This window comes from Streptomyces sp. NPDC019531, from assembly GCF_044903305.1.
In the GTDB taxonomy this organism is placed as follows: Bacteria; Actinomycetota; Actinomycetes; order Streptomycetales; family Streptomycetaceae; genus Streptomyces.
This window is the reverse complement of the sequence record NZ_JBJDQL010000005.1, coordinates 320,236-344,537: the sequence shown is the minus strand read 5'-3', so window position 1 is coordinate 344,537 and position 24,302 is coordinate 320,236. Positions and strand designations below refer to the sequence as shown.

19 protein-coding genes and 5 pseudogenes are annotated in these 24,302 nt (G+C 68.0%); 9 read left to right on the top strand and 15 right to left on the bottom strand.

What is annotated here, in order from left to right; translation table 11 throughout:
- Positions 1-276: 276 nt before the first annotated feature.
- A pseudogene (locus ACI2L1_RS09435) lies at positions 277-483 on the top strand (group II intron maturase-specific domain-containing protein); the annotation flags it as partial.
- Between the two features lie 527 nt (positions 484-1,010).
- Here ACI2L1_RS09435 and ACI2L1_RS09430 read toward each other — a convergent pair.
- The 5 genes and pseudogenes from ACI2L1_RS09430 to ACI2L1_RS09410 all read right to left on the bottom strand — a co-directional run bounded on the left by ACI2L1_RS09430 (position 1,011) and on the right by ACI2L1_RS09410 (position 7,203).
- A complete protein-coding gene (locus ACI2L1_RS09430; protein WP_404738706.1) occupies positions 1,011-2,408 on the bottom strand; it encodes a lipopolysaccharide biosynthesis protein in 1,398 nt (465 codons plus the stop codon).
- Positions 2,409-2,484: 76 nt separating this feature from the next.
- The gene (locus ACI2L1_RS09425) at positions 2,485-3,465 is read right to left on the bottom strand and encodes an NAD-dependent epimerase/dehydratase family protein (RefSeq protein WP_404738705.1); all 981 of its coding nucleotides are present in this window, start codon (positions 3,463-3,465) and stop codon (positions 2,485-2,487) included.
- On the bottom strand, positions 3,462-4,631 hold the full coding sequence (locus tag ACI2L1_RS09420; protein WP_404738704.1) for a glycosyltransferase: 1,170 nt from the start codon (positions 4,629-4,631) through the stop codon (positions 3,462-3,464). The genes ACI2L1_RS09425 and ACI2L1_RS09420 overlap by 4 nt, the downstream gene beginning before the upstream one ends.
- Before the next feature lie 97 nt (positions 4,632-4,728).
- Positions 4,729-6,567 (bottom strand): DUF4012 domain-containing protein, encoded by a 1,839-nt coding sequence (locus tag ACI2L1_RS09415; RefSeq protein ID WP_404738703.1) that lies wholly within the window; start codon positions 6,565-6,567, stop codon positions 4,729-4,731.
- A gap of 55 nt (positions 6,568-6,622) precedes the next feature.
- Positions 6,623-7,203, bottom strand: a pseudogene (locus ACI2L1_RS09410) (glutaminyl-peptide cyclotransferase).
- A 454-nt stretch (positions 7,204-7,657) separates the two neighbouring features.
- Here ACI2L1_RS09410 and ACI2L1_RS09405 point away from each other — a divergent pair.
- Entirely contained in the window at positions 7,658-9,109 is a 1,452-nt protein-coding gene (locus ACI2L1_RS09405; RefSeq protein ID WP_404738702.1) for a polysaccharide biosynthesis tyrosine autokinase, read from the top strand.
- A 97-nt stretch (positions 9,110-9,206) separates the two neighbouring features.
- Here ACI2L1_RS09405 and ACI2L1_RS09400 read toward each other — a convergent pair whose 3' ends face one another.
- The gene (locus tag ACI2L1_RS09400; RefSeq protein ID WP_404738701.1) at positions 9,207-10,496 is read right to left on the bottom strand and encodes a S8 family peptidase; all 1,290 of its coding nucleotides are present in this window, start codon (positions 10,494-10,496) and stop codon (positions 9,207-9,209) included.
- A gap of 354 nt (positions 10,497-10,850) precedes the next feature.
- Here ACI2L1_RS09400 and ACI2L1_RS09395 point away from each other — a divergent pair, with 354 nt between their 5' ends.
- The 5 genes and pseudogenes from ACI2L1_RS09395 to ACI2L1_RS09375 all read left to right on the top strand — a co-directional run bounded on the left by ACI2L1_RS09395 (position 10,851) and on the right by ACI2L1_RS09375 (position 15,336).
- Positions 10,851-11,420 carry a hypothetical protein gene (locus ACI2L1_RS09395; RefSeq protein WP_404738700.1) on the top strand — a complete coding sequence of 190 codons (570 nt, stop codon included), beginning with the start codon at positions 10,851-10,853 and terminating at the stop codon, positions 11,418-11,420.
- A 569-nt stretch (positions 11,421-11,989) separates the two neighbouring features.
- On the top strand, positions 11,990-12,349 hold the full coding sequence (locus ACI2L1_RS09390; protein ID WP_404738699.1) for an LPXTG cell wall anchor domain-containing protein: 360 nt from the start codon (positions 11,990-11,992) through the stop codon (positions 12,347-12,349).
- Positions 12,350-12,723: 374 nt separating this feature from the next.
- Positions 12,724-13,025, top strand: a pseudogene (locus ACI2L1_RS09385) (VOC family protein); the annotation flags it as partial.
- Positions 13,026-14,192: 1,167 nt separating this feature from the next.
- Positions 14,193-14,465, top strand: coding sequence for a hypothetical protein (locus ACI2L1_RS09380; RefSeq protein WP_404738698.1), 273 nt, complete (start codon positions 14,193-14,195; stop codon positions 14,463-14,465).
- A 10-nt stretch (positions 14,466-14,475) separates the two neighbouring features.
- Complete coding sequence (locus tag ACI2L1_RS09375; RefSeq protein ID WP_404738697.1) at positions 14,476-15,336, top strand: DUF2637 domain-containing protein; 861 nt, start codon at positions 14,476-14,478, stop codon at positions 15,334-15,336.
- A 72-nt stretch (positions 15,337-15,408) separates the two neighbouring features.
- Here ACI2L1_RS09375 and ACI2L1_RS09370 read toward each other — a convergent pair whose 3' ends face one another.
- The 4 genes and pseudogenes from ACI2L1_RS09370 to ACI2L1_RS09355 all read right to left on the bottom strand — a co-directional run.
- Positions 15,409-15,948, bottom strand: a complete 540-nt coding sequence (locus ACI2L1_RS09370) for a low molecular weight phosphatase family protein (RefSeq protein WP_404738696.1) — start codon at positions 15,946-15,948, stop codon at positions 15,409-15,411.
- 782 nt (positions 15,949-16,730) lie between these two features.
- Positions 16,731-17,252, bottom strand: a complete 522-nt coding sequence (locus ACI2L1_RS09365) for a hypothetical protein (RefSeq protein WP_404738695.1) — start codon at positions 17,250-17,252, stop codon at positions 16,731-16,733.
- A gap of 602 nt (positions 17,253-17,854) precedes the next feature.
- Positions 17,855-18,046 carry a redoxin domain-containing protein gene (locus ACI2L1_RS09360; RefSeq protein ID WP_404738720.1) on the bottom strand — a complete coding sequence of 64 codons (192 nt, stop codon included), beginning with the start codon at positions 18,044-18,046 and terminating at the stop codon, positions 17,855-17,857.
- A pseudogene (locus ACI2L1_RS09355) lies at positions 18,038-18,213 on the bottom strand (VOC family protein); the annotation flags it as partial. The pseudogene ACI2L1_RS09355 and the gene ACI2L1_RS09360, both read right to left, overlap by 9 nt.
- A gap of 233 nt (positions 18,214-18,446) precedes the next feature.
- Here ACI2L1_RS09355 and ACI2L1_RS09350 point away from each other — a divergent pair.
- Entirely contained in the window at positions 18,447-19,328 is an 882-nt protein-coding gene (locus ACI2L1_RS09350) for a phosphotransferase family protein (protein WP_404738694.1), read from the top strand.
- A gap of 26 nt (positions 19,329-19,354) precedes the next feature.
- On the opposite strand, the gene ACI2L1_RS09345 is transcribed toward ACI2L1_RS09350, so the two are convergent.
- The 4 genes and pseudogenes from ACI2L1_RS09345 to ACI2L1_RS09330 all read right to left on the bottom strand — a co-directional run bounded on the left by ACI2L1_RS09345 (position 19,355) and on the right by ACI2L1_RS09330 (position 21,115).
- The gene (locus ACI2L1_RS09345) at positions 19,355-19,489 is read right to left on the bottom strand and encodes a hypothetical protein (RefSeq protein WP_404738693.1); all 135 of its coding nucleotides are present in this window, start codon (positions 19,487-19,489) and stop codon (positions 19,355-19,357) included.
- Positions 19,486-20,061 (bottom strand): IS5 family transposase, encoded by a 576-nt coding sequence (locus ACI2L1_RS09340; RefSeq protein ID WP_404738719.1) that lies wholly within the window; start codon positions 20,059-20,061, stop codon positions 19,486-19,488. Before ACI2L1_RS09340 ends, ACI2L1_RS09345 begins: the two co-directional genes overlap by 4 nt.
- A 394-nt stretch (positions 20,062-20,455) precedes the next feature.
- A pseudogene (locus ACI2L1_RS09335) lies at positions 20,456-20,913 on the bottom strand (type II toxin-antitoxin system VapC family toxin).
- On the bottom strand, positions 20,903-21,115 hold the full coding sequence (locus tag ACI2L1_RS09330; RefSeq protein WP_404738692.1) for a prevent-host-death protein: 213 nt from the start codon (positions 21,113-21,115) through the stop codon (positions 20,903-20,905). Before ACI2L1_RS09330 ends, ACI2L1_RS09335 begins: the two are co-directional and overlap by 11 nt.
- A gap of 561 nt (positions 21,116-21,676) precedes the next feature.
- Here ACI2L1_RS09330 and ACI2L1_RS09325 point away from each other — a divergent pair.
- A complete protein-coding gene (locus tag ACI2L1_RS09325; protein WP_404738691.1) occupies positions 21,677-23,059 on the top strand; it encodes a tyrosine-type recombinase/integrase in 1,383 nt (460 codons plus the stop codon).
- An 18-nt stretch (positions 23,060-23,077) separates the two neighbouring features.
- On the opposite strand, the gene ACI2L1_RS09320 is transcribed toward ACI2L1_RS09325, so the two are convergent.
- Positions 23,078-24,223 (bottom strand): Fic family protein, encoded by a 1,146-nt coding sequence (locus ACI2L1_RS09320; protein ID WP_404738690.1) that lies wholly within the window; start codon positions 24,221-24,223, stop codon positions 23,078-23,080.
- Positions 24,224-24,302 lie beyond the last annotated feature (79 nt).

Genomic DNA, 24,302 nt, shown 5'->3' with positions numbered 1-24,302 from the left:
GCGATCTCCCACAACCCGTCCGGCACGATCCAGCTCCACGTTCCCCGCCCCATACCGGGTCAACGTCCGCCTCACCACGTAGGACACGGTCTAAGCGCCGGTCGTGGTGAGGGAAAGGCGTGACTTGATCGCGTCAGGTGTGGGTCCGAAAGGCGAGCGTGAGCGAACCGCTGTTGACTCCGATACGGCCGCCGGGCAGCCAGCCCGGAGGCGGGAGGGAGAACTCCAAGCGGCCAAGCACCGCGAGGGAGGTGTGGCTCGTACTTCAACCAGGCCATCAGCGACGAGGCCGCCAAACTATCCGGGCCCCGGATCCGGTCCTGGCGGCTGCACCTGCGGAGTGGATCGTCTTTGGCAGACCTCGCAAGGGAGATCAACCCGGTCGTGCGGGGCTGGATCGGCTACTGCGGGCGGTTCTACCCGTCCGAGCTGGTCAAGAGCCTCAAGCGGATCAATCACTGTCCGATGCGGTGGGCCATGCAGAAGTACAAGCGATCCCATCCGGGGCCTCTTCGCCCACTTGAAGCCTGTGAGACCTTGATCGACTGGATGATGGGAGCTGTGCCATTTCTGCTCGGCCGCGGAATGGCTGGCCAGCGGTGTGCGGCCCTCGGCGTCTGGAACGGCGGAGGGCAGAGTGATGGTGGAGGCCGCTCGCCCGGACCTCCACGGGCTGACGGTGGCGGACCTTGCGGGCGGGCACCGAGTACAAGTTCGCCTGCTGCTGTTCTTGGGAGAGCTCCTGCGCCGACTGGCCCCCTGACGTGCGACTCCCCTACTGTTCGCGGTCGGAGTGCTCGCCATGTCGCTGGTCGAGATGACTCTCTACGCCGGATCGATGCTGACGGTTCGGTTCTTCGCCTACACGGGAATGGGCCTCGGCCCGGACCGGCCGCGAGAGCGCGCCAGCTACGGGACGTGGGCCCGCGTGGCGTTGGAACAGCCGGTCGGCGATCCCATCCGGCGGACCCCCGAAGCCCCGGCCGCAGCCGGCGCCGTGCGTGGCGCCTTCAGCTCCCCTGTCGCAAAGTGCCACGCGGTGTCTTGAGGAGACCCGAGAAGGGTGCAGTTGTCGCATCCGACAGGTGTCGGGTGAGGAGCCGCAGCAGAACGAACCAGGCGGCCGTGCTCAGGAGCAACAGGCCCAGCGACCCCCACGCGAAGGCCAGTACCATGCGTTCCGCACTGCTCCAGACCTGAGTGACGCCGGCCAGGAGCCCGAGCTGGCACACGCCCTCGACGGTCAGAAAGGCCAGCCGGACCCCCGGGAACCCCAGGGCCGACGGCAGCACCTTGCTCCAGACCACCGTGCCGCGCAGCGCGGCTCCCACCAGCAGCACCAGCGCCGCCGTCGACAGAACTTTGAACTCCGGTCCGTACACGAGGCCGATGAGCGCACCGATGGATTCGGACGCGGCCATCACCGTGACTGCTCCGGCGGCTGCGGTGAGCGCACTGGTGCGCAGGACGTCGCGCATCACCGCCGTACGGCGTCCCTGGGCCCCGGCCCGGGCCAGGCGTGGGTAGAGCTGGGCCGTCACGGGACTGACGAAACTCGTGAAGAGACGGCTCGGCGCTACGGCGACCTTCAGGTACGTCACGAGCGCCGGCCCGCCCAGCAGCCCGGCCAGTACCGAGACGCCGCTGTCCGATGCCACGGAGACGGATCCTGTCGCTGAACTCTTCAACAGGAAGGGCACCAGGCCGGTCGGCATGTGGACCGGGCGGGCGGCGGGTGGGCCGCATGCTTCGCGCACCCGCCGACAGGCCCCGGTGGTGAGAACGACCGTGGAGACGAGCGCCGAGACCACCGTCGCTGCGAGGTAGCCGACGGGGCCTGCGGCCAGCAGACCTGCCAGTGTCACCACACAGCCGAAGACGGCAAGGACCAGACGGCTCATGCCGAGTCTGGAAAGCCGGTCGGCGAGTGCGTAACCCGCCGAGGCACTGCCGGAGGGCGTCGCCGCTCCGGCGGCCAGCACGGCCGGCAGGAGAAGCCACAGTTGATGCGTGGAAATCCATCCGATCGCGTCTGCGACCACCGCCGCGGCCACACCGACAAGGGTGGCGAGCACCCCGGCCGCGACATCCAGCCGGACAAGCCTGAGGTACAACCGAGTCCCGCGGCCGCGGCCGCGGAGTTGCTCGGCAGGGACGAACCTCTGCTGCGCGTCCTCGAAGCGCGGATCCCACAGCAGGAACCAGATTGATGCCACCGCCTGGGCGAACAGCACCTCTCCCGCCCCTGCGCCGCCGCCCGTTCTGACCAGCGCGGCGGTGGTGGCGAACGACAGGGCCGACTCGATCTGACCGGCGGCCGTGAGCGAGCCGAAGGTCCGCAGATGCCTCTGCCACGGCTGCCGCTTCCCCTTCGGCCCGGCGAGTTGCTGTCGCTGGGTCTCCTTCACAGGACCTCGTCGCTCTCCCTCCGGATGTGGCCGTGCAGCATCGTCGATTCCCCTGGCCGGCGTGCGCTTGCCGGGGTCAGAGCACACCGGCGCCGGCCGGTTCCCCGGCTGGCTGTGCCGAGTACTCCGGAAGCCCGCGGAACCACCGCACCGTCTCCGCCAGCCCGTGGTCCAGCGGCACCGGGGTGACATCAGGGAAGAGCCCACGCAGCACGCCGTCGGCGGCCTGGGAGTCACGGACGTCTCCGGGGCGGGCTGCCAGGTGTTCCACGGCGGGCGGCGGGCCTCCCACCGCCGTGGCGAGACGCCCGACGAGCTCGCGGATGGAGACCCGGGTGCCGAAGGCCAGGTTCACGGGACCCGCGCAGGTGACCTGGCGGAGCACGGCGTCAGCCAGGACCCGGACAACGGTGCCGACATAGGTGAAGTCACGCGTCTGCAGACCGTCGCTGTGGACGGTCACCGGTGCTCCGCGCAGCATGGCGTGGATGAACGCGGGGACGACCGCGGCATAGGCGTGGCCCGCGGGCTGGAGCGGTCCGTACACGTTGAAGAAGCGCAGCGCGAGCACGGGGAGGCCGAAGCTGGCTCCGTGCGCGAGTACGTACGCCTCCGTGGCGAGCTTGCTTGCGGCGTAGGGACTAAGAGGGCGGGTCGGCAGGTCCTCGTGCTTGGGCAGCGTGGGGACCGCTCCGTAAACGGACGACGAGGAAGCGGCGACCAGATGAGTGCCTCGGCGGCGGCACGCCTCCAGCACTCGTACGGTGCCGGTGGCGTTGACCTCGTGGCTGGCGAAGGGGTCAGCGAGGGAGCGGGGGACGGACGGGCGCGCGGCCAGGTGCACCACGGCGTCCGCAGCGGAGACCACGTCGTCCAGCAGATCGGTGTCGAGGATGCTGCCTTCCACCAGTTCCGCGTCGACGCCCTTGAGATTGGCCGCGCTGCCGGTGCTGAGATCGTCCAGGGCGGTGATCCGCCCGACGCTGGGACGGGCGGAGAGTTCACGGCACAGGTTCGCCCCGATGAATCCGGCTCCGCCGGTGACTACTACGTTCATTTCCCTTCACCCTCTGTCGGAGTAGGCGGCCACCAGCCATGCGCCACGGCGATGGAGGCGTACAGGCGGTGGGTGTCGTCGACCAGGCGATCCGCGCCGAAACGGCGGATGGTCCAGGAGCGGGCGCGCTCGCCCATGTCGTGGCGCAGGCCTGGGTCACGGAGGAGACGCACGGTGTGGCGGGCCAGATCCGGGGCGTGCGGGCCGCACAGCAGCCCGGTCTCCCCGTCCCGTACGACCTCCGCCACGCTGCCCACGTCGATGGCCACCACGGGCACCCCCGCCTGGCCCGCCTCGATGAGGCTGACCGGCATCCCCTCGTTGTCGGAGGTGAGCAGGACAACGTCCGCCGCCGCGTACACGGTCTCCACGTCGGTGCGCCAGCCCAGGCGGTGAAGAGCACCGTCCAGGCCGGGGTTCTGCTGCAGGGCGGATCCCAGGTCGCCTTCCCCGCACATCAGGAAGTGGGCCTCGGGGATCGCGCGGCGTACCTCCTGCGCGACGGCCAGGAAGCGGTCCGGCCGCTTGATCTGTGTCACCCGGCCGACATAGGCCACCACCGGGGCGTCCTGGGGGAGCCCCAGCAGCCGCCGGGCCTCGGAACGCTCCGGCGGTCCGGGGAGCAGTGTGCCGGGCGGTACCACCGCGTACTGCTCCGTGCGGCCGATTCCGGCGGCGAGGAGTTCGTCGCGCACTCGTTCGCCGACCGCCACCAGCCGGTCGGTGCCCCGTGCCAGCCGTCGCTCGGCGTGCACGACCAGTCTGGTCTTCCGCGGTGAGAAGTAGCCGTGCAGCAGATGCCCGTGAAACGTGTGCACCCGGGCGGGGACGCGTGCGGCGGTCGCCGCGACACGCCCGAGCGCCCCGGCTTTGGCCGTGTGCGTGTGAACGATGTGCGGACGGAATTTCCGCATTTCCGCGACGAGTTCCCGCAGAGCCCTGACGTCATCAGCGGGCCGCACCGCTCGCCCCAGGAAGGGCACACGGGACACCGCGACATCGGTGGCCGACTTTTCGAGGTAGTCCGCTTCGTCCGGCCCCACGGAGCCGGCGAACAGCCGGTGGTCGAAACGTTCGGTGTCCAGGCCGCGCATCAGGGCGGAGACCTGGAGGGCCGGGCCACCGATGTTCATCCTGGCGATGACTCTTATGACGCGGAGACGCATGGACGGTGACCTCGCTTTTCGGAATTCGAATGAGCGCCGCGGCTGAGGGGCTGTTCCGGTCGAGGCCGGGCGCCCGGTCGTGGGAAGTTCGTTGCGTCTAGTCGCAGACGGGCACGGCCTCCAGGCGGGCGCGCGTCGGCGTGACCAGCGGCTGGTCCACCAGCACGGGGGTGCGGTTGCTGATCGGTTCCAGGAGGTGGAGCGTCAGCGTACGGCTGCTCTGCGCGGGCAGTTCCACATCCAGCGTGTAGACGGCGTGGCCGCGTTCGACGCTGCTGGCCACGGTGACTGTCCGACCGTCCAGGGTGGCGCCGGCCAGGCGTGCGCCCGAGCTGGCGTAGTAGGAGACGAGCAAGCGGTTGTCCCCCGGGCGTGTGAGGTACGGCGGCTTGTCGACGCGCTGGGTGACATAAGGGGGGAGCCCTGACGCGGGGGCCCGGTTGTCGAGTGTGACGCGCGCGGTGACCTTTCGTCCGCGCGGAGTGCAGCTTCCGGCAATCCAGTGCAGCTTCCGCTCCAGGTAGTAGTCGAGCTTGCCGCCCGCCGCGTTGTTGACCACCACGCCCGCGATCGGTCCGGGCTGAGCCGGCAAGGCTCCGGCCAGGGGGTGTTTCTGCAGCAGGCCTTGTTCGCGAGGCTCGGCGCTCCACACTTTCAGGCGTCCTTGTTGCGTGATGTCGTAGGCCGCCTTGAGTAGTGCGGGCAGATGCTCAGGGGTGCTCAGGGCACCTGTGAACGTGGTGGCGGCGGCTCGGGCGACACCGAGGAGGAACGCCTTGCGCTCCCGGCTGTCGGCGAAGCGGGCATAACCGGTGCGCTCGGTGAGGTCCAGTACGTTGTCGGCCGTGAGTGCCGTTCCGTCGGACAGTCGGCCAGGGCCCGTCGCCTGCAGAAGCCTCGCCAGAGCGCTGGGATCCACGGCGGCCGCACCGTCCACCGGCTGTCCGCTGTACTTGCTCCACACGGCCGTCCAGATGCGCGCCGCGTAGGGGAAATGAGGACTGACATTCGAGTTGGCCCAGGTGCCGGTGGGGTCCATGGCGCCGTACTGAGCGCGGTACTCGGCTCCCAGGTCGACGGCGGGGCGCACATTTGCCAGCATGGTGTCGGTGCCGAAGCTCTCGAACTTCAACTGTCCCTGAGCGGCTGTCAGCACGGCGAACGCTCCGGGGAGGCCTCCTGTGCCCCTGGCTTCGGCGGTGTTCTGGAACACGACGATATAGCGCCGTGGCCCATCCGCTCCGAGCATGGAGGGAAGCACGCGGCTCGCCACAGCCATGTCCGCCATGGCGGGAGCCGTACGCCGGAGCTGGGAAACCAGCTGGGCACGCGCGCGATCGATGGCCGGTACCCATGGGGCACGAGGCAGGCCGTCAGCGAGAGTGCGAGTGTCGGTGGCAGCCCGTGCGGCCTGCTCAAGAGCGGGGGCGCCGCTCCGGAGCGCGGACAGCATGGCCAGTAGTCCGGTGTGGCGGTCATCGTCGGTCGGCTGCGCCACAAGTTCCGCCAGCGGCAGCAGGGCGTCACCGGTCAGCCGGTCGGCGGCCTGGGCGATGCCACGAACCGTGGCGACGGGCCGGCCCAGATAGGGCACGTGCGAAGCCATGAACCAGGCGGGCCCGGTGGTGAGTTGATGTGCCCGGGCGGCATGCGCCGCTGCGCTCTGCGTCGCCTTCTCCGGGTCCACCGGGGCGGCGCTCTCCGACGAGCCCGTGACGGATTGCTTGAGCGCCGAAATCTCTCGCTCCGCGTTCAGCAACTCGGAGCGGGCGATCAGCCCGGTGACCCCGATCCAGGCCGCTCCGGCCACGCACAGCGTGGCGGAGGCCAACAGCGCGTTCCTGAGCGAACGACGCCGACCGGATCCGCGCAGGAGGAAGAACCCCTGGGAAGGACCGGGATGCTCTGGAACGGCGGGCACTTGTCGCTCCGTCATGTCCCTCCACTTCTCAACGTCGTCATGTTCTCCACGCTTCTCGGTTGAGTCCGAGTCAGGTGTGCTGTGGAACAAGCCTTTGGCCGAGACATGGATACACGGACGAACGGAGTGTCCGGCTGCGAGCAGACCGGTGTTGCAGGAAGTCACCCCTTCGGGCCCCTGCCGGGTGAGCCCGTCGCGGGACCGAACACCACGCGGAACATCTTGGGCCCAGAACTTGCCGTTCGGTGAACAGGACGTTGGCGTACACGGCGTCGCCGGCGCATTCAAGTTCGTTCAGCTTCGCCACCGGTCGCCGTTCTCGGTGACACCGATGTCGCCGGTCTTCGCGAGCGACTTCGGATGTCGGAACGTCAGCCGGGACGAACCGTCGCTCGTCACCAGCCTGTTTCTGGACCGCTCGATGGCGATTCTGTTCCGCCAGTTCAGCGGCCAGAGGGTCCGGCCCAGGACGGTGCTCCCCTCGCCGAACAACGGTGCGGGCATGTCCACACGGGTCGTGGGCCGACGGCCGGGTGGGCCTGCCCGCACCGACGACCGCCCGGCCGGGCCAGTGCCTTCGTACAGCGTGTCACCGGCCATCTCCAGCCCCTGGGTGAAGGCCTGCGGATCGTGCGGCTGGACCTCAAGCACTTTGACCCTCAACCGGTCGACACCGTCCGCGGATGCCGACTCTCGCGCGCCGGGGCGCCGTCGTCGTGGTTCTCGATGGCCGGACCAGGCGTGCGGCCTTCCGTTGAGTCCTGCGCCGTGCAGGACAGCAGCAGATGAGCAGCGCCACCATCGCTGCTGCCCGAGCAGTCCGCAGTCTCGGCAATGCCGTCATTTTCTCCACTCTCCTCGGCCGAGTTCGAACCAGGCGGTGAGAGCCGGAGGACGTCGGATGGTGTGCGTGCGCTCCGCGAGGGCGGCAACACCGACCCTGACAGGCGTGGCACGGACCGAGTGTCTGCCTCCAGGGCTGTTTGCCGGACCGACATGGGGGTGGCTCCCCGTATTGAGACGTTCGAGCACCTATGTTCACCCGTGTACATAGGGTACAAACCCACCCTTTGGGTGTTTTCCTCGGTCTTATAAGGGGTGCAGCTTGGATCTCCACGGATTCCTGAAGGCTCTTGCCAGACGCTGGTTGACCGTCGTGGTCTGCCTGGCCCTCGCGATCGGCGCTGCGGTCGTCGTCACCGCATGCAGCACCGCCGTCTACGAGGCCAGGACGCAACTCTTCGTTGCCACGCGTTCCGGTGAGGACACCACTCAGCTGAGCCAGGGACAGACTTTCTCGCAGGCGCGCGTGCAGTCCTACGCCGCCATCGTGCCGACCCGACAGGTGACGGGGCCCGTGGTGCGAGAGCTGAAGCTGCGCACCACACCGGAGGAGCTGGCATCCCGGATCACCGCCGAGGCCCCGCTCAACACAGTCCTCATCAATATCACCGTCCGGGACACCGACCCCAAGCGTGCCGCGAGTGTGGCCAACGCCGTCGCGGCGTGTTTCAGCGCCGTCGTGGAGCGGCTGGAGACGCCCAGGCCGACGGACCCGAAGCAGCTGGCGGCGATCGAACGGGGCGCCCCCGGCCCCGTCTCGCCCGTCTCCATGGGCGTCACCCAGCAGGCGGTCGCACCCTCCGAACCCGTCTCACCGCGCCCCCTGCTCAACCTGGCCGTGGGAGTCTTCGCCGGGCTGCTGCTCGGTGCCGGACTCGTCGTCCTGCGCGAGACCCTCGACACCACCCTCAAGACCGTCGAGGCGCTCGGCGAGATCACCGGTCTGCCGGGCCTCGGAGCCATTCCGTACGACAAGAACGCCCCCGCACAACCACTCATCACCACCGCAGCTCACTCCCAGCGCACCGAGGCCTTCCGCAAGCTGCGCACCAATCTGCAGTTCGCCCAGGTCGACGACCGGCCCCGGATCATCGTGGTGACCAGTTCGTTGCCCGGCGAGGGCAAGACCAACACCTCGGTGAACCTGGCCCTCGCCCTCGTTGAGGCGGGCGTCTCGACCTGTCTGGTGGACGCCGACCTGCGCCGCCCGTGTGTGGCCAAGACCTTCGGCCTCGTCCAGGATGCCGGACTGACCACGGTGCTTATCGGGCAGGCCCGCGTCCAGGAAGTGATGCAGCAGGCCGGCGGCCAGCTCTCGGTGCTCGCCAGTGGCGCCGTACCGCCGAATCCCACGGAGCTGCTCGCCTCGGAGCGTATGAGCGAGGTCCTGAGTGAGCTCGCGAGCACCTACGAGGTGGTCATCGTCGACACGGCTCCGCTGCTGCCGGTCGCCGACACCATTGGCCTCGCCCCGCTGGCCCAGGGGACGCTGCTCGTCGTCCGGGCCGCCAAGACCAGCCGTGACCAGGTCCGCACCGCCGCCCAGGCGCTGGAACGGGTGGGCGGCCGCGTCCTCGGCACTGTCTTCAACATGGCCGCGCCCCCGAAGGGCGACCGCTACGACGCCTACGGGTCGTACGGCGAACTGCCCTCGCCTCGTTTGTCGGCCCATCAGAAGGAGGTCGCCGTGACGGACCTCGCGGGCGAGAAATGAGCCGGGGGCCGCGGGTCTGACATGCGGCAGCGCACCTCGGTCGTGCCGAGGTGCGCTGCCGAGCTGCGTCGTCGGGTTGACGGCTGGTCAGAACGGGTCAGAACGGGGAGACCCTGAGGAGGCGCTCCTTGACGGCGTCTCCGTCCTGCGACGGCCAGGACCAGTTGAGGCTGCCCGCGTTCTGCAGGGCCGCCTTGACGGTCGAGGGCGATGCGGTGGGGTGAGTGGCCCGGTACAGCGCCGCGCCGCCCGCAACGTGCGGCGCGGCCATAGAAGTGCCGGACATGGTGGCATAGCCGCCGTTGAAGTAGGTCGACTGGATGCACACGCCCGGTGCGATCAGGTCGACGTCAGGGCCGTAGTTGGAGAAGTCGGCGAAGCTGTCGTCCTGGTCGGCGCGGCAGGTCGGCTGGGCCAGGCCGCCGGGTTTCCCGTCGAAGTCCGCCAGTGCGCTGACGGTGATCACTTCGTTGTATGCGGCCGGCACGGTGTCCTTGGCGTCGGCGTGGGCGTTGCCGGCCGCAACGGCGTACGTGACGCCCTTGGCGACCGAGTTGCAGATGGCCTGGTGCATGGGGTCGCCGTTGGTCCTGCCGCAGTTGCCGTCGTCGGTGCCGGCACCGCCCAGGCTCATGTTGGCCACGTCGATCTGGTCGGCGTGCTGGGTGACGTAGTCGATGCCGCACAGGACGGACGAGGTGGAGCCCGTGCCGAGAGGGCTGAGCACCTGCACCGGCCACAGCCGTGCACCAGGTGCCACCCCGACGACCCCGATTCCGTTGTCCAGGGCGCCGATGGTGCCCGCCACATGCGTGCCGTGACCGTTCTGGTCGGTGGGCGGTAGGTAGGGCATCCAGCAGTTCACACCGCCGGACCGGTTCACATTGAGATCCGGATGGTTCGGGCTGATCCCGGTGTCGATGACTGCAACATCCGCGTTTACCCGCTTGTCCACACCGTTGATGGCCGCGGTCGGGCTGAGGTCGGCGTCGACCCGGTTGACGCCGGTCGGGGTCGACTGGTCCGTGGCTCGGACCAGTCGATCCTGCTGCACCGACTGCACCTGCGGGTCGTCGGCGAGCGCGGCCGCGGTGCTCGCAGTCATCGACGCCGCATAGCCGTGGAGGGCATGGCGATAGACATGGTGTACGAAGGCGCCCATGTCGGAGGCGTGCTCGGTCGCCGCCGTCACGGCTTCGTCCATGTCTTCCTGTCTGTCGGTGCCGGTTTCCTTGAGCATGACGATGTACCGGCCGGCGATTGCGCCGGCCCTGTCGGACGCCGTGGCTGCGGGCGGGATCTCTGCTGCGGCCGAGTGGGCGACTGCGCTCGGCGTACCGGCCGCGAGGGCCAGCGCGAGGAGGGTCACCCCAATGGTTTTGGGCATCCCGGACCTTTCTCGAATGCGTCGGAGTGACGAGCCAGACTGGCCGTTATGCTCCGAATGTCCAGCTCGCTGTGGTTCCTAGAGCTTTGCAGGTGTGTGAGGGGTGGCGACGTCCCGACGTTCGGCGATGCGGGATTTTCTGACCATCTGTCAGCCGTGTGGCTCTGCGGCCTGCTTCCTGCGACGGTGCGAGAGCGTCAGCGTTCCGCGGGGTGCGCGATGCTCCTGTCACTCGGATGCCGCGCACCTGGGTCACGGCCGAGTTCGTTGTGGGGTGTATGACGACCACGCAGCCCGGCTCGGACGCCGCCGAGCCCTCCGCCGTGCACGGGACGCGGATCCGGCGGAGCTGTCATGTGTGACGGACGGTTTCCCGGCGCCCCTCCCAGCGGTCACGTCCACGAGAAGCTGCAGCAGACGTCCTTGCGCACATGCCCTTCGGGGCACCGCCAGATCTGTGGTGGCAAAGAGCTGCTGCCGCTGTTGCGGATCGTCGGCTTCCTGATCGCCGCGGTAGCGACCGTCATCGCCGCCATGGCCAGTGTGTTCAGCGGCATCGTCGCCTACGACCCGTTGCGCGAGGTGGTGGTGACCGTGAGCGCTCAATGCTTCGGTGCGAACAGCTGGTGGCCGCTGCTGGTGTACGGGCCCTGGATGGTCGCCTCCCTGTCGATCCTGCAGTCCGCTCTGCACCGGCAGCGCGCCGCGCACTCGTGGTGCGTCGTGTTGTTCTTCTCCGCCGTTGCCGTGGCGCTGTGCATCGACCGGGTGCCGCGGACCCTCCCCGGTATCTCCGCCGCCGCACTCCCCGCGATCGGGGCGATGACCGGTTTTCAGCAATTGGTACGCCAGATCGCGCTGGCCCGGCGGCCGCCCTGCGATGCCGTCCTGCGCTACCACGACACCTTCTGCTCCTCCAGGTAGGAGAGTCCTGCCGGACAGCTCGCATTCGGCCTGGCCGCCGAGTCGTTGGGGTACGGGCAGGGCATCCGGCGGCCCTTCCGGGAGCGCGAAGCGAGCAACCCGGCGCGTCGGCAGGTGTCTTACGGGCCTTGGCGCTTTCCGGCTGACCTGACGTCAATCCGGTGATCTTCGTGCTCCAGATGGCCTCTTATCCACTAACAGTCGTTATTAGGCGCTTTTAGGTGCCATATATGCAGATACCGTACTCGTGGGTCGCGCCATGGCGTCGGCCTGATCCCACCAGAGGAGCGTGAAATGCGATGACGACGTCATCGAAATGGCGTGCAGCCCTGGCGGCCACAGCAGCCTCCGCTGTACTGACCGCTGCACCAGTGCTGGGGGCGCAGTCCGCCTTTGCCCAGCCTTATCCGCCCCCGCACCCGAGCCTTACCCTGAGCTCCACCGTCGTCGAGGCCGGAGACGAAGTCGACTTCACAGGGACGGGCTTCCAGGCGAATCAGGACGTGGAAGCAGACCTTGCATCCAGGATCGTTGTTCTTGGTCACTTCATTGCCGACGCAACCGGCACGGTGGAGGGGACTGTCACTATTCCTGAGAGGACCAGAGCGGGCGAGCACCTCTTCCTGCTCAGGGCGGAGGACCCGGACCTCACTCTCAGGGCCGAGATCACCGTGACCGACGGCGATTCCGACCCCGACCCGGGCGGCGGCAGGCCTGACGGTGGCCACGGCGGCAGGCCGGGCGGTGACCCCGGCGGTAGGCCCGGCGGTGACCACCACGGCGGCAAGCCGGGGCACGACCACCACGGCAAGCCGCACCTCGCCAACACCGGTGGGGAACGCTCGGCCCTCCTGATGGGCGGGGCTGCCGGACTGCTCCTGCTCGGTGGCGGGGCGCTCGTCATCACCCGGCGGATGAAGCGCGGCTGACCAGCGAGCCCCTCGTGTGGCTGCGAAACCCGCGGTAGTACCTGTGCGACGGCCGACAACAACGAACCTGACACTGCCCCGCTCCACGGCGCAGTGTCAGGCACCGGTTGGCGGCCGTCGCCGTCTGTGCGCGTCCGGTTCCGTGCTGAAACGCGATGACCGGACCGTAGGCGCAGTCCCAACCCCCAGGCACAGGAGCTGAGTTGGTTTCCTGTCCCGCTGCACTCGGCCTGCCCCGCGCCCTGGTCGAGTGGGTCCTCAGCATGTTGGGCGGTCCGTGGAGGACCGGGCGTGGCTGTTGGTGACCTGCCGGGACCAGCTCTTCGCAGACCTGTTCCTACCAGGGGAGAGTCACGACGACTAGGTTCACCGAGTTGGCCGTTGACTGCCACGATCCGGAGGGGCTCGCGGCTCCTGTACGCCTACCGTCGAGGAGCTTCAGGTCGGCCGGATGTCGCCCACCCTGCTGCTCATCCAGGTGCCCGAGGTCAAGACCGTGAAGAACCGGCTTCGCCTCGACGTCAACCCGATCGACGGCAGCACCGAGGACGAGGTGACCAGATTGCTCGGCCTCGGCGCCACCAAGGCGGATGTGGGCCAGAGCTCAGCCCGAGACTGGGTGGTCATGGCAGGCCCCGAGGGCAACGAGTTCTGCGCCCTGCGCACCCTGACACCGCAGAACCAGGCCGCGAGCGGGCACCCGCACCCTGTCGCACACCGCAACTGTCACGTTGCCGAGAAGACCTCAATGGCGAGCAAGTCGTCACACATTGCAGACCCTGCGAACAAGGTGACGCTCCGTCACTCCATCACGGATATCCTGACTGAGCGGGTCGATGACGCCGCCGCATCTTGATCGCCGCGCCGGCCCGCAACAAGAGCGGTGAGCGCTTCCGGCTGGTCTGCCGGCCGCCCCGCGACGACAGCCTTTCTCGATGGACCACAAGAGCTTCGCGGAGCGACTACCGCGACCTGTTCATCACCGCCCACCAGCAGTCCGGCGGTCCGGTCGCGCTCGTCTGGGACATCAACCCTCGACGTCCATCTGACCTACGGGCTACGGCAGTTCACCGCCGACCGGCACATGCTGATCGGCTACCGGCTGCCCGCCTACTCACCCGATGCCAACTCCGGTCGAGGGCGCCTGGTCCCTGCTGTGCGGCGGCTGGCTGTCCAACGCCGCCTTCACCACCCTCGAGCACCTCATCCAGACCATCCGGCACGGCCTGAGAACGATTAAATGCCGTCCCGACCCCTTCGACAGACGCCTCGCCGGTACCGGACTGTCCATCACGCGGACGACAACCCGAATTAAAGCTCAGTAGTCCCTGCGGGGCGTTTCGTATCTCTTCCGTCACCTCGCATGCATGTCCCCGTTATTCGTATGCAGCGAATTCCTCGTACGCGACACCGCTTGCGGAGATTCGGGGCGCAGCCATCAGAACGACGAAGGAAAACAGCCGTGTTGGACACCGCCCTTTGGGTATTGCTCGTTTGTGCTTCTGTCTGCGTCATGGGATCCCTCATGGGGTCACATCCGCTTGGCCAGACGTGGCGTGTCGACGCCCTTGAACTGCGTCGGCGTCGCCGCATGATCGAAGTGCTGGAACGGAACACACATCCACTGCACCAGGAGCCGGGTGCCGCTGGCATCGGTGACTTCCCTGCACCTGCTCGAACCCGCCAGGAATGACTGAAGGATAGTGGTCATAATATGGTTTTCGCGTAGCAGTGGTACATGTTGGAATGGCCTCTAGATAAGATACTTATCCATGCATTCCGTCACCCGTTTGCCGCGCATCCAAGGGAAAGGGGCGGCGTTAGTCGGGATATGACCAGGGTAATGAATTTCGGGCTGCTCACCTCTCGCGAGGACCGGAGGGGCCTGACTGGGGGGCGTGTGGTGACGATGGGGCCTTACATCTACACCCCGTCCTCGGCACTCTCCGCGCCCGGCGCCAACGGTACCCTCAGTAAAGAGGGACTGCCCGTCGCACTGCAGGTCACCGAGCCGCTGCTGCAGTGTTTTCTGGATACCGTGGCGCGGCTGGAAGCCGATCTCGTCCAACGGTGGGGCACCTTGCAGGTTCAGGGCACCCCTCCTCGGGCCGAATGATCAAGCTGCCATGAACGACGAGCGTATCGACCACTCGGGGTATTACACCGATCACCTCGACCAGTTCGGCATGGGGGCTACCGGGCGGCACCGGGGCTCGGCCGAAGGTTTCCATGCACCCCTGGTGCCGCCGGATCCGGCATGGGATCCAGCCGAGGAACTCGCCTACATGCTCCAGGATGCCTTGGCGGGCGAGCGTTGCTCCACCGCACACCCGGTCCCCGACGAGGTGTCGGCAACCAACCCGCCGCCGGGCGGTCCCCTGAGCAACCTGCAGGACATCACGGCCGAACTGCCGCCACTGACGGCCGTTCCCCGGAGGCATCGGAAGCTGCGTGAACGCAGGCGCCTCAGCGGTCTGCGCGCCCTCAGCTACCTGATCGCCGCGTTGGCCGCGGTAATCACATCGGTGGTGAGCGTGTTCGGCGGCATGGCCATCTATGAGCCATTGCGGCAAGTCGCCGGTTTTCACATGCGGGGCGGTGCCGTTTCCTGGTGGCCGCTGCTGGTCTACGGCCCCTGGCTCGTGGCGGCTCTGTCGATCCTGCGTGCCGAGCTGCACCGATGTCGTGCCGCCCACTCCTGGCTGGTGGTAGTGCTGTTCTCCTCCGTGGCGGCAGTCCTGTGTGTCGTCCAGGCAGGCGGAAGCTTCACCGACGCCGCTGCAACCGCTTTGCCGAGTTGCGCGTCTCTGGCATGTTTTCAGCAACTCGTACGCCAGATCACCCTGACACGGCCGCATCGACGAACCAGGCCCCGGCACCGATTGCGGATCTCGGCAATGAATTCTCGCCTTGCTGACACGGAATCGGTTTGTACGATGACGGACCGGGATTCTCCGGCGTCGCGCATGCACCGGCCGGATCTCTGAGGACGGTGCGGGTCCGCCCCGTACTGCTCGGAGCCCGAGGAGCGCGAGGAGCCCGAGGAGCGCGGGAGGGCATCATCGGGTCCGCACAGCCGCGGCGATCCGATCCACTACATCCTCGATCAGTGCCAGGCACTCCCGCAGCTCTTGGGGAGGGGCGCCAAGAGGGTCGTCGATGTCGTCATCAACGGGGTGCGCCGGCGCGGCACCGCGCCGAGCGGCCGCGCCCCGGACGAGAGAAACGAACCGTGCGGCCGGATCCCCCACGCCCGCCGCGTCCTCGGCGCGCACCAGCCGGGCGAACTCGCAGAGGGTGAAAGAGCGGGCCAACGCCCATACGGGAGAGAGCCGCACAGCGGCCTCACGATGCTCCGTCGCGGCCCCCAACACCAGATCCGAGTTCTCGACCAACTCCTTCGTCAGCCGGCGGGAACTCGTCCCGGAGGGATCCGCGCCGCGCTCGCGGAGGAGGGACGCCGCCATGGTCGGCATGGGCGTACCCGGGGCCGCCCCGGTGCCCGCACTGCTCAGCCGAATCACTTGCCGAGCCTCGTGCAGCCGCTGCCTGAGCAGACACTCGGCGAGGGGGGAGCGATAGAGGTTGCCGGTGCACACGAATAGTAGGCGAAACTCGGGTGCCCGCCCGCTTGGTGATGCGGCAGTAGAGGGATCGAGAACTTGGAGCATGACCTCAGTATTCACCGGTGCCTTCCCCCGGATGGGGAGATGCACGCGCGCCAGGGCATCGAACCGACGTTTCAGGTGCGAACGCTGTCGAGTCGCCGACACCGGTAGAGCCATGTGGGTGAGTGCCCGTCAGGCTGGGGACCGTGAGGTTCCCTTCGAGCGGTGCCGAGTATTCGGCCGTCGCTCATGCCGCGTTGCTCCGGTGCTGGTTGGGACAGGTCGGGTCGTGTTCGGTGGCGAGGCTGGTTCACCAGCGTTCGCAGCAGGCGGCGTTCAGCTCGGTGGGCGATGGTGCGGCGCTCGTCGGCGAGGACGGTCTCACGGACGACGGCGATGACCGGGAAGATCGACGCGGCGACGAACAGCGGTACGGGCCACGCGGATCCGCCGTACTGGTGGGGCGTACGGCACGGTCTCGTCGGATGAGCGTATGGCACGCACGGGGATAAGGCCTCCCGTGCGCGTGCGGGTGCGTGTTTGCGTTCCAATGGCGTGGATTGCACCGTCACCACCGGGCGTCTCCTCCGGGGAACGAGGACCGGCAGGCGCCGTAGAGAGTCACCAGGGCGCCCGTGGGGGCCCAGCTCGGTGGGAACGGGCCGTCGAGGTGCCTCTGTGGCGCCGGGCCGAGCCGGCGATCACGTGCTGACGACACCGCACGGTGGTGCGCTCGCGCGTGTGACGAGGTGTCCTCGGTGTGGTGTGCGCTGTCAGTGGGTCCGGCCATTGTTGCGGAGGGTGGATCCTGGGATGGACGTGGCGCACGTCGGGCATCGTCGCCTTGTGCCGGCCTGCGCGGCCATGTTTCCGAGGGCCACCTGTACGCCCAGTTCCACTGCTGCGGGCACGAACAGCGCACCGGTGCCGTCGGGCGGGACCAGCCAGCGCAGCCGCCCCTCGGCCCGATGCGGCGCCGGCACCGCGATCCACGAGCCTCTGCCCGCATAGCGGATGCCAGAGCCGATCCAGCGGCCGTCGGAGTCCGGCGGCAGGAAGAAGGCGACCCGGCGGGCGGCGGTGTCCGCGAGCGCGGGTCCGGGCGGCTTCGGAATACGCAGCAGGGCGTCGAGGGCCGACATGCCGAGTTCCTCCGGCACGCTCAGTACGTCCCAGAACCGCCCGCAGGCCAGCACTGCGACACCGGTCCCGCCGTGCAACTGCCGCTTGCAGGCGCGCGGGTCGGTCGCGGCGGCTGCCAGCCATTCCATGGCCTTACGCGTGACTGAGTGCATGGTGTCCCTCCGGGATCGGATTGCCTGCGCTGGGCTGGACGCAACTCCCCTTTACAGCCAGGGTGGTCGAACCCGGCATGTTGATACTTGTGGATATTTCTCCGGCGCGGAAGGGGTGGCGAACCGTGGCGAATGCGTCGGAATGTTCGCTGCTGGGGCGGCACCCTGACGCACAGTCTTCGGGTCGCCACAGCCTCAGGCGCCCCGCACGGCCGACCCTGTACCCGCCGCGCTCCCCTGGGCCGAAGCCGAACCGGTGCGCATCAGCCCGCAACTGCGCCGCACCGGCAGCTATGAGGGCCGGGCGTCAGGTCCATCTCCCCGTCGATGATCGAGCACACCCGGTTGCCGTCCACTAACCGGTGCCGCACCGGGAAGCGTGTGACCAGCGGTCGGCGCGGGCGGTGTAGTCGGTGTCGACCAACGCCCAGCGGGTGGTGCAGGAGTGGTCGATGACGTAGGTCGTGCGCAGCGGCAGGGTGTGCGGGTGGCCGCCGTTGACACGCTGGAGACCGAAGCCGAGCTTGTTGTGGACGGCGGTCAGGTCGTCGGGCAGGTCGAAGGCGAGACCGTACTGCTTTGCGGTGCGGAGCCGAGGTCACTCAGCACGTCGAAGGCGAGTTGGTGTTTCTCGGCGAGAGACGAGGACTCGTCGGGGATCTGTGGAGACACGGCGACCAGGCGCGCGCGCCGCGCGCGGCGATCTCTGCGTGGTGGTGCTGGAGCGCAGGCAGGGCGATGTCGCAGTACGGGCACCAGGCTTCACGGTAGAAGGTCAGAACGGCCGGGCCCACGCCTGAGGGGTCGACGCAGGCAAGCATGCGTCCTGCTGCTCAGGTAGCAGCGAGCGCTCGAAATCGTCCCACGTGGCAAATCCCTCCGGAGACGGCGGTACGACGTGCCCCAGGACCTCGCACCAGAAACGAGCGAGACGCTCAGGTTCGGCACAGTCGAAGGTGAATGGGTGTTCTTGAAGGTAGGTCGAGGGCTGTGGCTCCGGAACAAAACGTTCGGCATTGAGCGGCGGCTCGCGTAAGGTGCCCCGGTTGTCGGACTGGATAGGTGGGTTGTGGACGTGGCACCCCGTGAAGTTACGCGAGACCAGTTGGCGGGGGCGGCAGGGGCTGCGCTGGGGGGGGGGGCGGGCGGCGGCTGGAGTCGGTCGAGCGGCTCGCGGGCGGCAGCAGGAAGGGCGTGTACCGGCTGACGATGGACGACGCTGCGACAGCTATCGCTTATCTGTGGGAGGAGTCGGAAAACTACTGGCCGACGGCCGAGGGGGACGGCGACCTCACGGACCCGTTCTCGCCTGGCGTCGGGCTCGACCTGTTCGAGGCTGCCCACGTGCGTCTGGACACGCTGGGTCTGCGGGTTCCCGAGGTCCATCTGGTCGATCGCGAGCGCGTCCACTACCCGGCTGACCTCGCGATTGTGGAGGACTTTCCCGGCGAGGACCTGATGGACTTGTTGAACCGCGACCCACTCGCGGCGGAGCCGACGATGGCGCGTCTTTCCGATGCCCTGGCGGCGATGCGCAGTCACCGGGCGCCGTCTTTCGGCAAGGTCGCTCTGATAGACGAAGGCGGAACGTCGCGGGCGGTGTCGTGCGAGAACGCCGCCTTCGACTTCGCAATGGGCTGCCTGGCCGAGGCGGCTTCGCGTGACCGGAGGATCGCGGACGCCCGCGACCGGTTGGAGGAGCGACTGCGAGAGCTCGCGGCATCGGTTCGGCCGCGTGCCGAGTACTCGGTCGTCCACGGCGAGCTCGGGCTGGACCACGTGCTGGTGGACCGGGACGGTAACCCCGTTCTGATCGACATCGAGGATCTGATGTACTTCGACGTCGAGTGGGAGCACGTCTTCCTCAAGCTCCGCCATCCCGATGGCCACTATCGGCGGTTGGCGGTGGAGGGCCTCGACGAGAACCGGCTCGCGCTCTATACGCTCACTCAGCGACTGTCGCTGACGGCGGGTCCCCTCCGGTTGCTGGAGGGAGACTTCCCCGACCGAGAGTTCATGCAGCGAATCGCCGAGCACCACTTGAACGAGGCACTGGCGCTGGTCGCAGTGGTTTAGGAGTTGGACCCGGGGTTCGCCCTGGGTTACTTCGTCCAGGCAGCGCAGGGGCCCTTGCGGGTCCGGCGCCGGGTCATCATGGTGATGAGTGCCCGGTTGAGGTGGGCTTCGGAGCGCTGAGGCAGACGTTCGTAGTCGGGTGCGTTGCGGCGGGCGTTCATGCACAGCCGATCGTGCGCTCGGCTTTCCAACGACGGGGCAGCACGACGAAGCCCTTCGTGCCCTTGGGCCGGGAGACGATGCGCAGGCTCAGCCAGAGGCGTTCGCGGGCCCAGTCCACGAGGTCGCCGGCGCAGCCGTGGGCGGCCCAGACCTGGGTGGTCTGCGGCTGGGTGAGGCGCAGGCGCCAGAAGACGTCGCGGGCGGCGTCGCGGTCCTGGATGTCGGCGGCCGTCACTGTGATCATCACGGGCAGGCCGAGCGTGTCCACGGTGATAAGTCGCTTGCGGCCGTTGATTTTCTTCGCGGCGTCGTAGCCGCGGCTGTTGCGGCCGACCGTGGAGGCGCCCTTGACGGACTGGGAATCCACGATCAGCGTCACCGGGTGCGGGCAGCGGCCCTTGCCGGTACGGATCCGGCGGCGGAGCCGGCCACGGATGTGGGTGACGCCCCCGTCCCGGTTCCACCTACAGAAGAAGCCGTAAACCGTCTCCCAGGGCGGGAAGTCCGCAGGCAGGGCCCACCACTTCGCGCCGTTGTCGATGATGTGGCGGATGCCGTCGACGATTTCCAGCCGGCCACTTCTCCGTGTGCCCGCCGGCCTTGGCCCGGCAGGCCGGGATGGACAGCAGGGGTTCGAGAAGGGCCCATTCGGCGATGGAGGTCTCGGACGGGTAGCGGCGGCGACGGGAGGCAGCGGGCATCGCGGGCTCGGCAGGAGGTGATCGGCGGTGGGCAGGGGCCATTTGGAGAGCTGGGCGAGGGGTGGCGCGCAAGCCGGTGAGTTGGGCGGTGGCGAACTGGGCCCATTCGTCGTCGGGGTAGCGGGCCAGGTGCGGATCGAGCCTGCCCGTGATCACCCGGAAATCGTGGTGGCCATCGGGAATCCGGTGCCATCTTCGCGCAGGTGCCCGCCACCGGGCGCGGAACCACCCCGGCCGTCGGCCCAGGGCGGTGCGGATGCTGCGCTACCGGTCGTGCAGGATCTCGGGCCGCGTCACGGGCACAATGGTGATCAAGTCGTCGAGGCCCTTGAAGTCGTCGGGGTTGGTGGTGAAGAGGGGTAGTTCATCGGCGGCCGCGATGGCGGCGATCATCAGCTCGGCCACGCGGCGACGGGGCTTGCGGCCTGTGGAGACGACGGCGGCGCAGATTCTGCCGTAGGGGCGGGCCGCCTCCACGTCGAAGGGGATGGGGTCGAACGCGTTCTCGGCGCGTTGCAGGACGTCATGCGGCGAGCCCGCTCGGCATGTTCGTCGTATTCGCTCTGCTCGTCGCTGCCGCGTACCTGGTGGGGGCCTGCGGAGAGTTCCGCGAGGGTGATGGTGCTGATGGCCATCTCGGCGGGCGGCTCGTCGGCGTCGACCCACTTACGCAAGATCATGATGTTGGTACCGAGCAGGCCTTGCTCGTACTCAACGGGCATACGGGTCGTCCAACTCCTGCTCGATGACGGAGTCCTGGTCGTCGCCGAAGGCGTCCAGCGAGATGTCAGGGGCGGTGCGGGACATGGCCGCGAACTCGGCGCGGAGAACGAAACGGCGTCGGCGGCGGAGCGGGACCAGCTCGCCGACACGGTGCCCGTCGCGGGTGACGGTGAACGCCTGTCCTCCCTGGACGGCCTCCATGATCTCTTTGGAGCGGGTGCGCAGATCGCGCTGAGCGATCTCGGGCTTCGCGTCACGATGCCCACGATAGCGATGGTGTGCTACCTGGTGCTACGTCGTGCTTCGAATGCGGATTCGCCGGCGAGAAGCGTTGTCGCCACGCCGCAGGGTCTGTCTGTGCCCGCGACGTGGGTAGGCGAAGGCGCCTGCTCGCAGAGCGATGTGCATCCGGACATGAAAGAGCCCCTCACGCGTATCCGCAGGTGAGAGGTTGTTTGCGCCCCCGGCAGGACTCGAACCTGCGGCCAAGCGCTTAGAAGAGACTCAGTCTAACTGTACCTCCATCCTTCTGACCTGTGCTTTTGTGATGCGGTGACGCATCGTCAGCTGTTTTGGGGGACGCATGTGGGACGATCTTGCTCGGTCACGCTGACTGATTGGGGTCGGGGTGAGGCGTCGGCGAGTGGGACTCCAGTGACGCCCGCTGCTGGTGGGATCATGGGGGTAGAGCTCGTAGTAGCCCGGAAGCGTCGGCCTTCGTGAGGCGGGCACTGTAGGCGGGGCCGGATCGAGGTGCAGACGATGGACACCACCTTCGACGTCAGGGTCTGGCAAATCGAGAGAGGGGCCGGGCGGCTTCGCGAGTCCTATGGGGTGCGCTGGTCCGTCGCCGGGAAACGTCATCGCAAGTCGTTCCAGACGTTCGCGCTGGCCGACGGTTTCCGAGCAGAGCTGGTGACCGCGACGCACGCCGGCGAGCCGTTCAACGTTTCGACTGGCTTGCCGGAGCGGCATGAGCCGAGAGCTTCCGCGGTTGGGTGGTATGACTTCGCCGTGCAGTTCGCGGACGCTCAGTGGCCCCGAGTTTCGGCGAATCACCGGAGGAACACTGCGCGCACATTGATGATCGTCACTACCGCGCTGATGGACCGGGATCCGCCCGGTGTCCCCTCTCGCCGTGTCCGTACTGCGCTGAGCGATTGGGCTTTCAACACCAACCGCCGTGGCGGTGCGCCAGAGGACATCGTCTCGGTACTCGGTTGGGTGCGACGGCACACTCCGACCATGGACGCCTGGTCCGATCCGCTCGTGGTGCAGGACGTGCTGCTGGTGCTGGGTACGTTGCTTGACGGTAGACGAGCGGCGGTCTCATCTGTGAAGCGGCATCGACGGGTTCTGCATCTGGTGATGAGGTATGCGATCGCGCGAGGGATCCTGCTGTCCGATCCGGTTCCCGAGGGGCGGAACCTTACTCCGCAGTCGGCTGGCGCGATTGACCGACGCCGTCTGCTCAATGCGCAGCAAGCGGCGCGGCTGCTCGACTGGATACGCAATCAGCCGCGGAGCGGGCGAAGACTGCATGCGTTCTTCGCCACGCTGTACTTCACGGGGCTACGACCGGAAGAGGCTGTCGCGCTGCGCCTCTCAGATCTTGTTATGCCTGCGTCGGGGGAGAGTCAGTGGGCCGAGATCGTGGTGCACACCGCCGAGCCTGAGATCGGACGCACGTGGACTGACAGCGGAACCCGACATGATCAGAGGTATCTGAAGGGGAGGGCAGAAGGCGAGACGCGCATAGTCCCGTGCCCTCCCGCGCTTGTCCATGTCCTGCGGGCACGCATCAAGGACGCGGGCCTGCTCCCCGGCGACCGCCTCTTCCCTGGGGAGCATGGCGGAGTTCTCGCGGGCTCCGTCTACCGTCGCATGTGGGACCACGCCCGCAGGGCAACCCTGCCACCCCACGTGTATGCATCACCGACAGGACGACGCGTATACGACCTTCGGCACACCCGACTGACGATGTGGCTGAACAATGGCATCCCGCCTGCTGAGGTGGCCGCGTGGGCCGGCACCAGTGTCGCCGTGTTGTTCGCCACGTACGCGCAATGCATCAGTGGCCAGGAGCAAGATCTGCGGCGGCGGCTCGACGAGATGCAGAACGCCTCGGCCACCCTGGCGGCATAACCATCGAGAGTGGGTGGGTCACCGCTCCCGCCGGTAGGGATCCGTGTACGGCTCCATGGACTGGCGGACCTCGTCCCGGACCGGGTCCATGAGGGGCCCGGGGGCGTAGTAGCGGGCGCGGGCCTTGCCATGGGGGATGAGCCAGCCGCGGGCGACGAGCTCGCGGATGTCGCGGATGGCCTGTTGGTCGCTGAGGTCGGCGTCCTGCTGGTAGACCGTGCGGCGGACCTTCGCGTCCGAGAAGGCGGGTAGGAGGGCGTAGACGACACGCTCGTCCAGGCCCGTCGCTTCGACGGAATCGACCAGACGGGTCCAGGCGCGGGACATCACGTCGAAGCGTCGTTGGGCCTGCTGTGCCTGGCGGTGGTGGGCGGTCAGGCAGAACCGGATCCAGGGGCGGGTGTCCCGTTCGGGGCTCCAGTGCGGGCCGCCTACGTCCTCCAGGACCTGGTAGTAGGCGTACGTGTTCTGTCCCCGGCCGAGCCACTCCTCGATGGAGGAGAACTCTGGCGGCATCAGGGCCTCGCGGGAGAACACGAGGGTGGACAGGGCACGGGACATGCGTCCGTTGCCGTCCTTCCATGGGTGGATCTTGACGAGGTTGAGGTGAGCCATGGAGGCGCGGACATGGACGGGGGCGTCGAGGTCGCCCTCGTTGAGCCAGTCGATGAACTCCGACATCAGCGCGGGGACGTCTGCCTGGTCCGGAGCGGTGTAGGCGGGGACCAGGGGATCGTCGGGGCTGGTGACGTAGACGGGTCCGTCGCGCCAGCGGCCGGGGCGCTTGTCGAGGTGGTGACCCTGGAGCATGAAGTGCAGGCCGTTGAGCAGGCCGGCGTCGTAGCGGAAGTCGTCTCCGGCGTCGGCGAGGGCCTGGATGTAGGTCATGCCGCGCTGGTAGCCCTCCAGCTCGGCACGCGTCTTCTCTCCGGTCTCCAGGGGCTCCTCGCCGGACATGAGCGCTTCCACGTCGTCGACCGTCGCGGCGTAGCCCTCGATGGTGTTCGATCCGGCGATCGCGCGGGCGGTGAGGTTGCGGCGCAGCTGGCGGGTCCAGCGGGGGGTGGCCCGGAGCATGTGGCGCAGGGCTCGGCGCCTGGCCTCGATTTCGTCGAGGACGCGCAGATCGTCGGAGTCCAGGAGAGGGGTTGCATACAGCACCACCTAATGACACGATAATTGTGTCATTGAGTCAAGTCTTCGGGTGGGTGGCGGCCCACGAGGAGGAACAGGTTGAGCAACC